This window comes from Bradyrhizobium sp. S3.12.5, assembly GCF_040548225.1.
In the GTDB taxonomy this organism is placed as follows: domain Bacteria; phylum Pseudomonadota; class Alphaproteobacteria; order Rhizobiales; family Xanthobacteraceae; genus Bradyrhizobium; species Bradyrhizobium cytisi.
In genome coordinates this window covers 81,667-96,380 of sequence record NZ_JBEPRF010000027.1, presented here as the reverse complement: position 1 = coordinate 96,380, position 14,714 = coordinate 81,667, and the positions used below count along the sequence as shown (strand labels likewise).

General features: G+C 65.8%; 12 protein-coding genes. 4 read left to right on the top strand and 8 right to left on the bottom strand.

Going from position 1 to position 14,714, the window contains the following annotated elements:
* Nucleotides 1-3: 3 nt before the first annotated feature.
* The 4 genes from ABIC09_RS31415 to ABIC09_RS31400 all read right to left on the bottom strand — a co-directional run bounded on the left by ABIC09_RS31415 (nt 4) and on the right by ABIC09_RS31400 (nt 5,066).
* Nucleotides 4-612: a LemA family protein gene (locus ABIC09_RS31415; protein WP_354111682.1), complete on the bottom strand. Its 609-nt coding sequence runs from the start codon at nt 610-612 to the stop codon at nt 4-6.
* A 107-nt stretch (nt 613-719) separates the two neighbouring features.
* Nucleotides 720-3,044, bottom strand: a complete 2,325-nt coding sequence (locus ABIC09_RS31410; protein WP_354111681.1) for a xanthine dehydrogenase family protein molybdopterin-binding subunit — start codon at nt 3,042-3,044, stop codon at nt 720-722.
* Nucleotides 3,045-3,160: 116 nt separating this feature from the next.
* On the bottom strand, nt 3,161-4,036 hold the full coding sequence (locus ABIC09_RS31405) for a dihydrodipicolinate synthase family protein (RefSeq protein WP_354111680.1): 876 nt from the start codon (nt 4,034-4,036) through the stop codon (nt 3,161-3,163).
* Nucleotides 4,037-4,100: 64 nt separating this feature from the next.
* Entirely contained in the window at nt 4,101-5,066 is a 966-nt protein-coding gene (locus ABIC09_RS31400; RefSeq protein ID WP_354082320.1) for a VOC family protein, read from the bottom strand.
* Nucleotides 5,067-5,249: 183 nt separating this feature from the next.
* Here ABIC09_RS31400 and ABIC09_RS31395 point away from each other — a divergent pair, with 183 nt between their 5' ends.
* Both ABIC09_RS31395 and ABIC09_RS31390 read left to right on the top strand, forming a co-directional pair.
* The gene (locus ABIC09_RS31395; RefSeq protein ID WP_354082321.1) at nt 5,250-6,116 is read left to right on the top strand and encodes a S1C family serine protease; all 867 of its coding nucleotides are present in this window, start codon (nt 5,250-5,252) and stop codon (nt 6,114-6,116) included.
* Nucleotides 6,113-6,484, top strand: coding sequence for a response regulator transcription factor (locus ABIC09_RS31390; RefSeq protein WP_354111679.1), 372 nt, complete (start codon nt 6,113-6,115; stop codon nt 6,482-6,484). The genes ABIC09_RS31395 and ABIC09_RS31390 overlap by 4 nt, the downstream gene beginning before the upstream one ends.
* Here ABIC09_RS31390 and ABIC09_RS31385 read toward each other — a convergent pair.
* The 4 genes from ABIC09_RS31385 to ABIC09_RS31370 form a co-directional block, all read right to left on the bottom strand.
* Nucleotides 6,479-7,549, bottom strand: a complete 1,071-nt coding sequence (locus ABIC09_RS31385; RefSeq protein ID WP_354111678.1) for a sensor histidine kinase — start codon at nt 7,547-7,549, stop codon at nt 6,479-6,481. The two genes, ABIC09_RS31390 and ABIC09_RS31385, sit on opposite strands and share 6 nt — an antisense overlap.
* Nucleotides 7,536-8,228, bottom strand: a complete 693-nt coding sequence (locus ABIC09_RS31380) for a response regulator transcription factor (RefSeq protein ID WP_148755763.1) — start codon at nt 8,226-8,228, stop codon at nt 7,536-7,538. Before ABIC09_RS31380 ends, ABIC09_RS31385 begins: the two co-directional genes overlap by 14 nt.
* A gap of 97 nt (nt 8,229-8,325) precedes the next feature.
* Entirely contained in the window at nt 8,326-8,847 is a 522-nt protein-coding gene (locus ABIC09_RS31375) for a hypothetical protein (RefSeq protein WP_354035595.1), read from the bottom strand.
* A gap of 166 nt (nt 8,848-9,013) precedes the next feature.
* Nucleotides 9,014-11,350 (bottom strand): Tex family protein, encoded by a 2,337-nt coding sequence (locus ABIC09_RS31370; RefSeq protein ID WP_354111677.1) that lies wholly within the window; start codon nt 11,348-11,350, stop codon nt 9,014-9,016.
* Nucleotides 11,351-12,010: 660 nt separating this feature from the next.
* Between ABIC09_RS31370 and atzD the strand changes: the two genes are divergently transcribed.
* Entirely contained in the window at nt 12,011-13,129 is a 1,119-nt protein-coding gene (atzD, locus tag ABIC09_RS31365; RefSeq protein WP_148755781.1) for a cyanuric acid amidohydrolase, read from the top strand.
* Between the two features lie 108 nt (nt 13,130-13,237).
* A complete protein-coding gene (locus ABIC09_RS31360) occupies nt 13,238-14,713 on the top strand; it encodes an amidase (protein WP_354111676.1) in 1,476 nt (491 codons plus the stop codon).
* Nucleotide 14,714 lies beyond the last annotated feature (1 nt).

The following is a 14,714-nucleotide window of genomic DNA, read 5'->3' as shown; positions in this document are numbered from 1 at the left end:
CGCTTACTTCGACGGCGCGGGCGCCGGATTGAAATCGACTTTCGGCGCGGTCGAGATTTCCTTCTCGTTCTCGACCGAGAAATTCGGCTTCTCCTTGTAGCCGAACATCATCGCGGTCAGGTTGTTCGGGAACGATCGGACGGTGACGTTATACTCCTGCACCGCCTTGATGTAGCGGTTGCGCGCGACCGTGATGCGGTTCTCGGTGCCTTCGAGCTGGGACATCAGGTCCTTGAACAGGGCGTCCGATTTGAGCTGCGGATAATTTTCCGTGACTACAAGAAGCCGCGACAACGCGCTGGAGAGCTCGCCTTGGGCGGCCTGGAACTTCTGGAAAGCGGAGGGATCGTTGAGCACCTCCGGCGTCGCCTGGATGCTGCCGACCTTGGCGCGGGCATTGGTGACCCCGAGCAGCACGTCCTTCTCCTGCTGCGCAAAGCCCTTCACCGAGTTGACGAGATTGGGCACGAGATCGGCGCGGCGCTGATACTGGTTCACCACCTCGGACCAGTTGGCCTTGATCTGCTCGTCCTCGCTCTGGATCGCGTTGTAGCCGCAATTGGTGAGGCTGAGCGAGGCCAGCGCTGCCAGCACGGTCAGGATCTTGCGCATCAAAATTTCTCCCGGTGGAATCGGGTGCAAATTACCAGATTTTGGCGCTACACACTCAACTGTCGTCCCGGACAAGCGCAAGCGCAGATCCGGGACGACGAGGAGAGTTAGCCGCCCACCTTCGCGTCCTTGATCGCCTTCCAGATCTTCTGCGGCGTCAGCGGGGTGTTGAGCTGGGTGATGCCGAGCTCGGCCAATGCATCCATCACGCCGTTGGTGACGCAAGGCGGGCCGCCGATGGCGCCGGATTCGCCGCAGCCCTTGGCGCCGAGCGGATTGGTGCGGCAGGGCGCGGAATCGTCGAGCGTCACCACGATCGGCGGGACGTCATCGGCGCGCGGGATGCAATAGTCCTGATAGCTCGCGGTCAGGAGCTGGCCGTCGGCATCATAGGACACGCCCTCATACAGCGCCTGGCCGATGCCCTGCGCGACGCCGCCATGGATCTGCCCCGTCACCAGCATCGGGTTCACGGCCACACCGACGTCGTCGACGGTGGTGTAGCGCACGACCTTGGACACGCCGGTGTCCGGATCGATCTCGACCTCACAGATGTGGGTACCGTTGGGCCAGCTGGGACCGTCGACCTCGCCCTCGGAATCGACGCTGAGCTTTGCGCTACTCTCCTTCTCGGCGATGTCAAACAGGCTGATGCGACGGTCTGTGCCGACCACGGTGAGCATGCCGCCCTGGTACTCGATATCCTCGACCGAGGTCTCCAGCATGTTCGCCGCCTTCTCGCGCGCCTTCTGGATCAGATCGTTGGAGGAGACCGCGACGGCCGTGCCGCCGACGAACAGCGAGCGCGAGCCGACGCTGCCAAAGCCCATCGCGAGATCCGTGTCTCCCTGGATGACGTCGATCTTGTCCATGGGGATGCCGAGCGTGTCGGAGATCATCTGGGTGTAGGTGGTCTGCAGCCCCTGCCCCATCGCCATGGTGCCGGAATGCAGCACGACCCGGCCTTGCGACGTCGCATGCAGGCTGACTTTCTCGGTATGAGCGCGGCCGCCGGTCCATTCGATGTAGGAGGTGAGACCGCGGCCGTAGAGCAAGCCCTTCTTCTTCGCGGCCTTCTTGCGCGCGGCAAAGCCGTCCCAGTCGGCGAGTTTTACCGCGCGATCGAGCATGTGGGCGAAGGCGCCGGAATCGTACACCTGACCGGCGGCGTTGGTGTAGGGCAGCTGCGCCGGCTTGATGTAGTTCGCTTTGCGGATCGCGCGCGGATCCATGCCGATTTTTCGCGCGGCAGCGTCGAACAGGCGCTCGACGATGAAGACGGCTTCCGGACGACCAGCACCACGATAGGCACCGACCGGCGCGGTGTGGGTCATCACCGATTTGACCTCGAAATGCACTAGCGGCAGGTCGTAGACGCCGGTCTGCACGAATGGCCCGAGCACAAGCGGGATGATGTTGGCCGCGCCCGAGGAATACGCGCCGGTGCAGCCGATCGAGGTGACGCGATAGGCCAGCACCTTGCCCTTCTCGTCGAGCGCGAAGGACGCCGTCGAGGTGAGATCGCGGCCGTGGGTGCCGCCGACGAATTCGTCGGTGCGGTCACCGCGCCAGCGGATCTTCCGGTTCAGCTTGGTCGCGACATAGGCGACGATACCGTCTTCCGGATAGAGGTTGGTCTTCTGGCCAAAGCCGCCGCCGATGTCGCCGACCAGCACGCGCACGCTGTCCTTGGGGCGCTTCAGCACGGCTTCGGCCAGCACATCGCGGGTCGAGGCCGGGGTCTGCGACTGCACGTGCAGGAGGAGGCGGCCGGTCTTCCTGTCGATCTCGGCAATGGTCGAGCGCGGCTCCATCGCCGACGGCGCGAGGCGCTGGCTGACGAGATCGAGCTCGACTGTGTGCGCGGCCTTGGCGAAGGCCTCATCCACCTTGGCGGCATCGCCATAGCTCATCGCACCGACGATGTTATCAGGGGCGTCCGGCCACACCACGGGCGCGCCGGGTTTCACGGCCTCGACGGGATCGACTACGGCGGGCTGCACGTCGTATTCGATCACGATCGCTTCGGCCGCGCTCTGTGCCTCTGCACGCGACGAAGCCACCACGGCCGCCACCGCCTCGCCGGTGTAGCGCACGATCTCATGGGCGAGCAGCCGCCGCGGCGGCACCGTCATCGGCTTGCCGTCGGGGCGCTTGAAGATGCTCAGGGTCGGGATGGTGCCGACGTCGTCCTTGACCAGATCAGCGCCGGTGTAGATCGCGGTGATGCCAGGCATCGATGCCGCAGCGCTGGTGTCGATCGAGACGATCTTGGCGTGCGCATGCGGTGAGCGCAGCAGGTGCAACCACAGCGCGCCGTCCTCCGGCTTGTCGTCGATGAATTGCCCCTTCCCGGTGAGCAGCCGCTGGTCTTCCAAACGCTTGACGGGCTGGCCCGCTCCGAAACGCAAATTGCCGGGAAGAATGTTCATTCCGCTGGATCCTCGGGGTCTCTTGAAATTCGGGCTGCCTTTTAGCGGAACGAGCCATGCGAGACCAGCCGCGCTTTTGGGCGGCGGGACCATGGATTCGTCATGCCCGGAGGGGCCTACGCCAGCTCTCTGAGAGCCGCTTCCACCACTTTGCGTGCGTCGGCTGTCAGCGGGGCCTGCGGCGGGACGGGATCGCCCACGTCATAGCCCTGGATCGCGAGCCCGGTCTTGATGCAGGCGGCGAGGTTGAAGCGGGCGAAGGCCTCGTTGATGCGCCACAGCCTGCGCTGGAGCGCCATGGCCTCGTCCCAGCGGCCGGCCTGGCAGAGGTCGTAGAGCGCGACGCTGTGGCGCGGGATGATGCAGGCTGGTCCCGCCATCCAGCCGAGGCCGCCGATCAGCATCACCGCAGCCGGGATGTGGGCGGAGGCCGAGAACACGCGCAAGCGATCGCCGCAGCGGTTCATGATCGAGAGCAGCCGCCCGGTGTTGGTCGAAGCATCCTTGATGTAGCCGATGCGCGGATGCTCGGCGAGGCGCGCGATGATGTCGAGGGTCAGGTCCGAGCGCTGGAATTGCGGATTGGTGTAGATGACGACCGGAATATTCACGGCGTCCGCGATGCTGCGGAAATAGGACTCGACCTGGGCATCGGCGAGCGGGAAGTAGGCCTCGAGGATCGCCAGAATGCCGCTGGCACCGAGCCTCTCATAGGCCTGCGCCTGCGCCACCGCATCGGCCGTCGAGGTCGACGCGACGCCAGCAACCACAGGCACGCGACCCTTCGCAGCCTCGATCGTGGTCTGCACCACCGCCATGCGCTGCGCGGCGTTGAGATAGGCGAACTCACCGGTCGAGCCGAGCGGCGTCAGCCCGTGCACGCCGGCGCCGATCAAATCGTCGCAGAGCTTTGCGAGCACGTTGGTGCGCACCTCGCCGTTGGCATCGACGGGCGAGACGAGATAGGGAAAGACGCCGTGAAAGTCGGTCATGTCAGGGTGACCCCCGGAAAGCTGGGTAGCGCCAGACGGGTATTAGCAATGCCCGCGCCGGCGATCAAACCTTGAGCAGCCGCACCCGCGTACCCCAGGGGTCGATCGCCTCGACGCCATCCGCCAGCGCCGTGACCCGCGCGCCAGCCTCGCGCAGGCGCTCTTCCTGCGCGGCAAGCAGCTCCTGCTTCTCCGTCACCAGCGAAAACCAGACGAGCCCCGTCGTGGCGTCGTCGCGTTGGCCGGCGCCTTGGCTCTGCCAGACATTCATGCCGAGATGATGGTGATAGCGGCCCGATGAGAGGAACGCGGCACCGCCACGGCGGCGGGTCGGATCGAGGCCAATCGTGCCATGATAGAAGCGCTCGGCCTGTGCGAGATCGCCGACGCGCAGATGCATGTGGCCGACGCGGAGGCCGTCCGGCGCCTTGGCATAATCGGCAACGCGTGTATTCGTCAGCGACAGCAGGTCGGGGATGTTGAGCTCGTCGGCCGCCATCTTGACGCTGCCTTCGCTCCACTGCCATTGCGAGGGATCGCGATCGGCATAGACCTCGATGCCATTGCCTTCGGGGTCGTCGAGATAGACGGACTCACTGACGAGGTGATCGGCAAAGCCCGACAGCTTCACGCGGTGCGAGGCGGCGTGCACCAGCCAGCGCGCTAGGTCCTTGCGCGTCGGCATCAGGAACGCAGTGTGATAGAGGCCGGCGGCGTTGCGCGGCTCGATCGCGGCGTCGGGATGGGCTTCCAGCACCAGCAGCGTGATGCCGGCCGTGCCGAGTGTTGCGACGTTGGCCGAACGCGCCATCACGGTGAGGCCGATGACGTCGCGGTAGTAGTCGGCAACCTTGTCGAGATTCTTCACCCGCAGCGTCACCATGCCGACCCGCATCGGCGTGCGGCTGGCATAGGTCGGCCCGACGCCTTGCGGATTGCCTTCGGCGCGCGCGGCTGCCGCTGCAGCCATAACGAGCGAGGCTGCTCCGGCGAGTTGAAGCAGGGTGCGGCGGGTGAGGTCGATGGTCATCGGTCAGGGCTCGCTGGAAACGTTTAAGGCCGTACGGCGCAACTCTCTGAGTGCTACACGTTCCCGTGAGCGGCTCCCAATCACATGTTCGTCGGCCCTTCGTCCACCGGAGGACTGGCCACCCGGCCAGTTTCGCCAGGGGCCGCGACATCCCAGATTGTGGACAGCTTACAGGAGCCTTCCATGACCGACTTCACCCCCCTCACCTCCCTGTCATCCGCGCTCGCGGATGTCGTGGCGCACATCGCGCCGTCCGTCATCTCCGTGCATTCGCATCGCTCCCGCTCAACCGGCTTCGTCTGGAAGCCCGGCCTGATCGTGACCGCCGACGAGGCACTGGCCGATGAGGGCGACGTCCAGATCGTTCTTCCCGATGGCAGCACGACGGCCGCCACGATCGTCGGCCGCGACCACACCACCGATATCGCGCTGCTGCGCGCTGATACCGGCATCGCCCCGGTCAAGCTGGCCACGACGGTCCCTGCCCTCGGCGGGCTGTCGGTCGTGGTCGCCGCCAATCGGGATGCGCCGAGCGCAGCGCTCGGAATGGTGTCGGTTTCAGGCAAGAGCTGGCGATCCTTGCGCGGCGGCGAGATCGATGCGCGGATCGAGCTCGATGTCCGCCTGCGTCCCAGCCAGGAAGGCGGCCTTGCCCTTGACGCATCCGGCGAGGCCTTCGGCATGACTGTGCTCGGACCACGGCGGGTGCTGGTGATCCCGACGGCCACGATCGAGCGCGTCGCGGCGCAGCTCGAGGCGCGCGGCCGCATCGCGCGCGGATATCTCGGGCTCGGGCTGCAGCCGCTGCGGCTCGACGACGGCATCGGCGCGATGGTAATGAATGTCGACAAGGCCGGTCCGGCGGCCGCGGCCGGCATCCGCCAGGGCGACGTGATCGTGGCGGTCAACGACCAGAAGCTCTCCGGCGTGCGCGCGCTGTTGCGAACATTGGGACCCGCGAGCGTCGGCCAGGTGGTCGATGTCGCAGTCCGCCGCGGCGGCGAGCCTGTGAGCTTCAAGGTCACGATTGGCGAGAGGCCGGAGGCGTGAGCGAGGACAACGCACCCGAGATCGTGCTGTCCCTCGAGATCGACGATCCTGCGCTGGCCGACCGCCTCGCGACGCTGCTCGGCAGTGTCGTGGGGCTTCGCCTTGCCGCCCCCGGCGAGACCGCCACGGCGAGCGTCGTCGCGCGCGATCCGCGCGTCATGCCGGAAGATATTGCGCTGACGCAGCGCGAGCTCGACGTGCTGGCATTGATGGCGGAAGGTGCCTCCAACAAGATGATCGCGCGGCAGCTCAACATCTCCGTGCATACCGTGAAATTCCACGTCGGCTCGCTGCTCGACAAGCTGGATGCCACCGGCCGCACCGATGCTGTCGCGCATGCGGCGCGCCGCGGCGTGATCGAGCTATAGCGCGATCGGGAAGCTGAGCTGGACGGTCAGGCCCGGCGCGTTGTCATGCAGCGCGATCTCGGCGCCGTGGAGCCGCGACACCGCCGCGACCAGGCTCAGGCCCAGGCCGTTGCCCGGCGTATAGCGGCTCTGCTCGAGCCGGTAGAAGCGCTTGAATACGTGATCGTGCTGGTCGGCGGCAATGCCCGGACCATCATCGGCGATGGCGATCGTCGCACTGTTGCCGGCATTGCGGCAGGTCACCGTGACCTTTCCGCCCGGGCGGCCATGCTTGATCGCGTTGTCGACGAGATTGGCGATGGCATCGAACAACAGGTCGCGATCGCCTGTTACGGCGACCTCGCGGTCACCGCCGAGACTAAGGCGCGTCGCGACCTGCTCGGCGGCGGCGTCATAGAGCTCGACGACCTCGCCGGCAATCTCGGCGAGGTCGAGCGCGCGAAATGCGCGCCTGCGGGCGCGGGTCTCGATCTCCGAGATCCGCGTGATCGAGGCGAACATGCCAAGCACGGAATCGAGGTCGGCGATGGTGTCGCCGATCAGCGCGGCATCGGCCTCACTGCTGCGCTCGTGGTGATAGGCCTTTTCCAGCCGGCCCCGCATGCGCGTCAGCGGCGTGCGCAGATCGTGGGCGACGTTGTCGCTGACCTGCTTGACCTCCCCCATCAGCGTCTCGATACGATCGAGCATCTGGTTGAGGTTTTCGGCGACACGGTCCCACTCGTCGTGGCTGCCGCGCAGGGGAATGCGGCGATCGAGGCCGGACAGCATGATGGCGCGGCTGGTGGCATTGATCTCCTCGATCCGCCCGACCGTGCGCCGCGTCACCAGCACGGCGGCGAGGCCTGCCAGCACCACGAGCAGCACGGCGACCGCGATCATCGCGAGCTCGAGCATCGCGATGAAGCCGCTGTCGTCGCCGACATCGCCGACCCGGCTCCGCACATAGGCGAGCGTGCCGAAATAGACATACGCCATGATCGCCGCCACGATCAGGCCGAAGATCGCGATCGCGATCAGCGCGAGGCGGAAGGTCGAGGAACGAAGCGTGTTAGCCAGGAGCACGGAGGCAATATCCGATGCCGCGAATGGTGTGGATCAATGGATAGGCCTGGGCATCGTCGACCTTGCGGCGGACGCGTCCGACATAGACGTCGATGATGTTGGTGGAGGGATCGAAATGCAGATCCCAGACATGCTGGAGCAGCATCGCGCGGGAGACGACGCGGCCCTCGTTACGAACGAGATATTCGAGCAGCTGGAACTCACGCGGCAGCAGCGGAATCTTGCGGCCGCGGCGGCTGGCGTTGCGCGCGATCAGATCGACCGCGAGATCGCCGACGCGCAAGATGGTTTCCTTGGCGATGGTCTCGCTGCGGCGACCAAGCGCCTCGAGCCGCGCGAGCAGCTCGACGAAGGAGAACGGCTTGACGAGATAATCGTCGCCGCCGGCGCGCAGGCCGCGCACGCGGTCGTCGACCTCGCCGAGCGCGGAGATGATCAGGAACGGCGCGGCAACGCCATCGTCACGCATTTGCCGCATCACGGCAATGCCGTCGATGTCGGGCAGCATGCGGTCGATCGTGATCACGGCATAGTCGCGCGCGACACCGTGGCTGAGGGCTTCACGGCCCGTCGCGGCGAGATCGACATCGTAGCCGGAGGTTGTCAGCTCCTCGACGAGCTGGCCTGCGGTTTCCGGATCGTCCTCGACGACCAGGATGCGGCGGTGGCCTCCGGTCATGACAAACTCCGCGCGACGATCGCCACCAGACTATCCCGTTCCGGGGCTGAGCGGAACCGCCCGGTGGCGATCGCGACAATGGTGCGGTACGGCGATGCTAGTACCAACTATCCCCGCACACATTGACCCATTGCCACCCATACGGCGTCAAGCTCCTGCGCCAGCAGCCATCGTCGTAATAGTTGGCGTAGTAGGGCGCGCCGAAGACGGCGAAACGGCGGAAATGGTGATGGCGGAAGAAGAAGGCGTGACGGCCGATGAAAGGCCGACCATGCAGGCCTGTGCCGGCGAAACGCGGCCCGATCGCCGCATGCGCGAAGCGCGCGCCGCCGAAGGCCGGTCCGCCAAAGCCCGGTCCACCGACATGGGCGAAGTGCGCACCGCCGCCCATGCCGCCGACATGCATGCCGCCGAAGCCGCCTGCGTGCATGCCGCCACCGAAGCCACCGCCGTGCATCCCGCCGCCGAAGCCGCCGCCAGCACGTCCGCCGCCGCCGAAGCCACCACCCCCATGGCCGCCGCCCCCGCCTCCGCCACCGCGAGCGAGAACGGGCGAAGCGACCGCCATCGTCGCAGCCATAGCCGCCGCGACGATGCCAGTGAGAAGCCTGTTGTTCATCTGACTATCCTCCTTGTCGCGGCGACAGTCTCGCCGCTCCAGAGGATCAGATGAGGAAAATGCGCCCTCACCTTCAACTTACAAATGCGCCAGATTCTGACGCGGAAGTTAGGGAAGCGAAGCTCTCTCACTCCCTCTCCCCGTCCTTACGGGCAGAGATAAGGACTCACGCCCGCTTGCCGCCGTTCTTCTCCGCCGCACGACGCATCGCCTCGGCGAGGGCGCCGCCGCCACCGGAAGAGTCCTGGTTGCGCGGCGCCGACGAGGTCATGCGAGCGCTGTTGCGCGTGTTGTCGCGCTGCATGCCGGGGGCGTCCTTCTTGGCGCCGACCTCGTCGTCGAGGCGCAGGGTCAGCGAAATACGCTTGCGGGCGACCTCGAAGTCCAGCACCTTCACCTTGACGATGTCGCCGGGCTTCACCACCTCGCGCGGATCCTTGATGAAGGTTTTCGACATCGCCGAGATGTGCACGAGGCCATCCTGGTGCACGCCGATATCGACGAAGGCGCCGAAGGCGGCGACGTTGGTCACGGTGCCCTCGAGGATCATGCCCTTCTGGAGATGCTTGATCTCCTCGACGCCCTCCTTGAACACCGCGGCCTTGAACGCCGGACGAGGGTCGCGGCCGGGCTTTTCCAGCTCGCGCAAAATGTCGGTGACGGTCGGTAGACCAAAGGTCTCATCGACGAAATCCTTCGGCTTGAGCGTACGAACCACCTCGCTGCTGCCGATCAGCGCCTTGATGTCGCTCTTGGTCGCTGCGAGAATCCGGCGCACCACCGGATAGGCTTCCGGATGCACGCCGGAGGCATCGAGCGGATCCTCGCCGCCGAGGATGCGCAGGAAGCCGGCGCACTGCTCGAACGCCTTGGGACCGAGCCGCGGCACTTCCTTCAACGCCTTGCGCGACTTGAACGGGCCGTTGGCGTCACGGTGCGCGACGATGCTCTGCGCTAGGCCGGAGCCCACGCCCGACACGCGGGCGAGCAACGGTGCCGAAGCGGTGTTGACGTCGACGCCGACCGCGTTCACGCAGTCTTCGACCACCGCATCGAGCGATTTTGCAAGCTTGGCCTGGCCGAGATCGTGCTGATACTGGCCGACGCCGATCGCCTTGGGCTCGATCTTGACGAGCTCGGCGAGCGGATCCTGCAGACGGCGCGCGATCGAGACCGCACCGCGCAGGGTGACGTCGAGATCCGGCAACTCTTCCGAAGCGAAAGCCGAGGCCGAATAGACCGACGCGCCGGCTTCCGACACCACGATCTTGGACATCTTCAGCTCGGCGAGGCCCTTGACGAGATCGCCCGCGAGCTTGTCGGTCTCGCGCGAGGCGGTGCCGTTGCCGATCGCGATCAGTTCGACGCGGTGCTTGATCGCAAGCTTGCCGAGGGTCGCGAGCGATTCGTTCCACTGCCGCTGCGGTTCATGCGGATAAATCACGGCGGTATCGACCACCTTGCCGGTCGCATCGGTCACGGCGACCTTGACGCCGGTGCGGTAGCCGGGATCGAGCCCCATGGTGGCGCGGGTGCCGGCGGGCGCGGCCAGCAGGAGGTCGCGCAGGTTCGAGGCGAACACGCGCACGGCTTCGGTCTCGGCCGCATTCCATAACCGCATGCGCAGGTCGATATTGAGATGCACCTGGATCTTGGTGCGCCAGGCCCAGCGCACGGTGTCGATCAGCCAGCGGTCGCCGGTGCGCTTGAGGTCGGCGATGCCGAACCGCTTCATGATCTTCAGTTCATAGGCACCTGGCACGCCGGCTGGCGGCACTTCCGCTTCGGCCTGGATCTGGAGATCGAGGATCTCTTCCTTCTCGCCGCGGAACATCGCGAGGATACGGTGCGAGGGCAGCTTGGTCAGCGGCTCGGAGAAATCAAAATAGTCGGCGAATTTTTCGCCCTCGGTCTTCTTGCCGTCGCGCACCTTGGAGGCCATGCGCGCGTTGGTCCACATCTCCTCACGCAACACGCCGATCAGGTCGGCGTCTTCGTCAAAACGTTCGACCAGGATGGCGCGGGCGCCGTCGAGCGCGGCCACGGCATCCGCGACGCCCTTCTCGGCGTTGATGAAGCCTTCGGCGGCGACCTTGGGATCGTTGCCGGGCTCAGACATCAGCTGGTTGGCAAGCGGCTCGAGGCCGGCCTCCCTGGCGATCTCGGCCTTGGTGCGGCGCTTCGGCTTGAACGGCAGATAGATGTCTTCGAGGCGCGCCTTGCTGTCGGCGGCGAGAATGGAGGCTTCTAGCGCGGCATCGAGCTTGCCCTGCTCGCGGACTGATTCGAGGATCGCCTTGCGGCGGTCTTCGAGCTCGCGCAGGTAGCCCAGGCGCTCCTCCAGGGTGCGCAATTGCGCGTCGTCGAGCGCACCGGTCGCTTCCTTGCGGTAGCGCGCGATGAAGGGAACCGTGGCGCCGCCATCGAGCAGCGTCACCGTCGCCTCGACCTGCTCCGCCCGTACCCCAAGCTCCTGCGCAATTTTCTGGTTGATATTTGCCACGCGAGAATCCCTCTATATCCAAGCACGCGACGCGGGGGCGAACCACCGGCTGCGGGACGCCGCTTATGGACCAACCGAGGCTGATTCATCAAGGTGCGGTGCGCAACCGTCGACAGAGGATTTTTTGTTGAGCCGATGCGATCTCGCCACAATCGTGGGGATGTCGCGGCCTTGGTCACCATTGTTTGTGTCCCGGACGCGCTGCAACGCTCTTGCGTTGCTGCGCAGAGCCGGGACCCAGAAGGCGGCACGGTCCGCGGAGAGATGGGCCCCGGCTCTGCAGCGCACCGCCGAAGAGGCGTTGCGCTGCGTCCGGGGCACGAGAACGGACTATGGCGCACGCTGTCTCCACAATCGTCATTGCGAGCGCAGCGAAGCAATCCAGAATCCCTGCGCGGAAAGGCTCTGGATTGCTTCGCTGCGCTCGCAATGACGGAGTATGGAGCAACAGCGTCACTCTTGCAGCTCTCTTTTCATCTGCAGAACACCTTCGTATCCTCCGAATTTCGGTAAAGTGGAATATTTTGGCAAGCGTTGATTGACCCAGCGGTCGTGTCTTGCCTGGTGGAGGACACATGATCTTTTTGCCGCTTGACAGATGCCCCCTTCCACGGCTGGTTGCCCCCTGCCGGACCACCGAACTTCCCACGAGGACTATCCATGCGGACAATATCGGTCGGCGTCTTCAAGATCGCCACCAGGGGCCCCGGCGACGTTTCTGGCCTCATGAGCCTGATCGGCTCGGGCGCGATCGATCCGACATCCATCCTGGCGATCCTCGGCAAGACCGAAGGCAATGGCGGCGTCAACGACTTCACCCGCGAATATGCCGTCGCTGCGCTGTGCGCGGCGCTGGCGCCGAAGCTCGGCTTGACGCCGCATGAGGTCGAGCAGCGCATTGCGTTTGTGATGTCCGGTGGCACCGAGGGCGTGCTCAGCCCGCACATCACGGTGTTCACGCGCCAGGAGGCGGCGGCGCGTCCGGCAGGCATCTCCGGCAAGCGCCTGAGCATCGGCATGGCTCAGACGCGCGATTTTCTGCCTGAAGAGCTCGGCCGCTCGGCACAGATCGCCGAGACCGCCAAGGCGGTGAAGGCCGCGATGGCGGATGCCGGCATCGCTGACGCCGCCGACGTCCATTTCGTCCAGATCAAGTGCCCGCTGCTCACCAGCGACCGTGTCGAGGCGGCGGCCGCGCGCGGCAACAAGACGGCGACGATCAGCGCCTACAGCTCGATGGCCTATTCGCGCGGCGCCTCCGCACTCGGGGTTGCGGTTGCGCTCGGCGAGGTCGCGTCCGACATAAGCGATGACATCATGCTGCGGCGCTACGATCTGTTCTCGAAGGTCGCCTCGACCTCATCAGGGATCGAGCTGATGCACAACGTCGTCATCGTGCTCGGTAATTCGGCCTCATCAGTGAGCGAGTTCGAGATCGGGCATGCCGTGATGAGCGATGCCATCGATTCCGCGGCGGTGATGTCCGCATTGAAGAGCGTTGGGCTTGACGTCGATCTTGGCACCACGCCGCAACCGGGCCGCGAGCTCGTCAATATCTTCGCCAAGGCCGAGGCCTCGCCGAACGGCAGCGTCCGCGGCTTCCGTCACACCATGCTGGAGGACACCGATATCAGCTCGACACGCCACGCCCGCGCGGCCGTCGGCGGCTTGATTGCGGGCCTTGCCGGCACCAGCTCGGTCTACGTCTCCGGCGGCGCCGAGCACCAGGGACCTGCCGGCGGCGGACCAGTCGCGGTGATTGCGAGGCTTACGGACTGAGGTGGCGACCTCTCCGCCCGGCGCAACCCTGCCCTTCGCGCCGGCTCAGTTGATTCACGCGAGCGCTTGCGAAAAAGGTGGCCCCCGCACCTTGAGGGATTTGATTTCATGACTTTGCCGATGAGCTGGAACGAATGGGCGCAGCAGGATGGCGTGGGCCTGGCGGCGCGCGTCCGCAAGGGCGAGCTGACGGCGAAGGAACTGGCACGTCAGGCCGCAGCGGCCGTTGCCAAGGTCAATCCGACGCTGTCGGGCGTGGTCGAGCTGTTCGATGACGTGATCGCCGATCCCGCCAAGGACGGCGCCAATCTCGCCGGTCCGTTCGCCGGCCTGCCGTTCCTGATGAAGGATTTGGGGCCGACCATGAAGGGCCGCCTGCAGGAGATGGGATCGCTGCTGATGCGCGGCAATCGCGCTGCGGCAGACACGTTCCTGACCGGCAAGTTCCGCCACGCCGGCCTCAACCTGATCGGACGCACGACGACGCCCGAATTCGGCGTGTGCAGCTCAGCCGACAATCCCGCCGTGTATGTCACCCGCAATCCCTGGAACACCGACTACACCACCTGCGGCTCGTCCGCGGGCAGCGCCGCGATGGTCGCGGCCGGCGTGGTGCCGATCGCGCACGCGACCGACGGCGGCGGCTCGATCCGGATTCCCGCCGGGGTCAACGGGAATATCGGGCTGAAGGTGTCGCGCGGCGTGTTCTCGCTGGCGCCGCACATGTCGGATCTCACGGGCCTCGTCTCAATCCAGGGTTGCCAGTCGCGCACGGTGCGCGACACAGCCGCTTTCGTCGACCATGCCCGCGGGCCCGCGCCCGGCGAGTTCATGCCGTTCTGGACCACGGCACAGCCCTACAGCGAGATGATCAAGCGCGACCCGTCAAAGCTGCGCATCGCACTATCGCACACCTGGGGCGATTACACCGCGACGCCCGAGATCGTAGCCGAACTGGAGAGGACCGGCCGCTTCCTCGAAGGTCTCGGCCATCACGTCGAGTACGCGCTGCCCGAGCTCGATTTCCGCGCCGCCTTCGCGGCGCAGACCACCTGCTACATCTCGAATTTTTCCGTGGTGATCTCCAACATGCTCGCCGCGCGCGGGCTGGAGCGCCCGCCGGAGGACCTGATCGAGCCGATGAATATCCGGATCTGGGAAGCCGGGCTTCACGCCAGCTTTGCCGATCGGGCGAAGATGCAGGCTGTATTCAATACGACCTCGCGCGGCTTCGGCAGCTTCTTCGAGCAGTGGGACGTGATCCTGACGCCGATCACGGCGCTGCCGACGCCGAAGGTCGGCACCAAGGAATATCTCACCCTCTCCGACAATCCCGATGTGCTCGACTGGTTCGGCAATCTCTGGCGCTTCTTCGCCTTCACGCCGCTTGCGAACCTCTGCGGCATGCCGGCGATCTCGATGCCGATGGCCGCGCAAGAGCATGGTCTCCCGCTCGGCATCCAGGCCATCGCGAAGCAGGCCAATGACGGCCTGCTGCTGCAGCTCGCCGCCCAGATCGAGCGCGCGCTCGACGGCAAGTGGAACGGCGGCAACACGGCAAAGGTTCACGTGGCGAAGGTGTAAC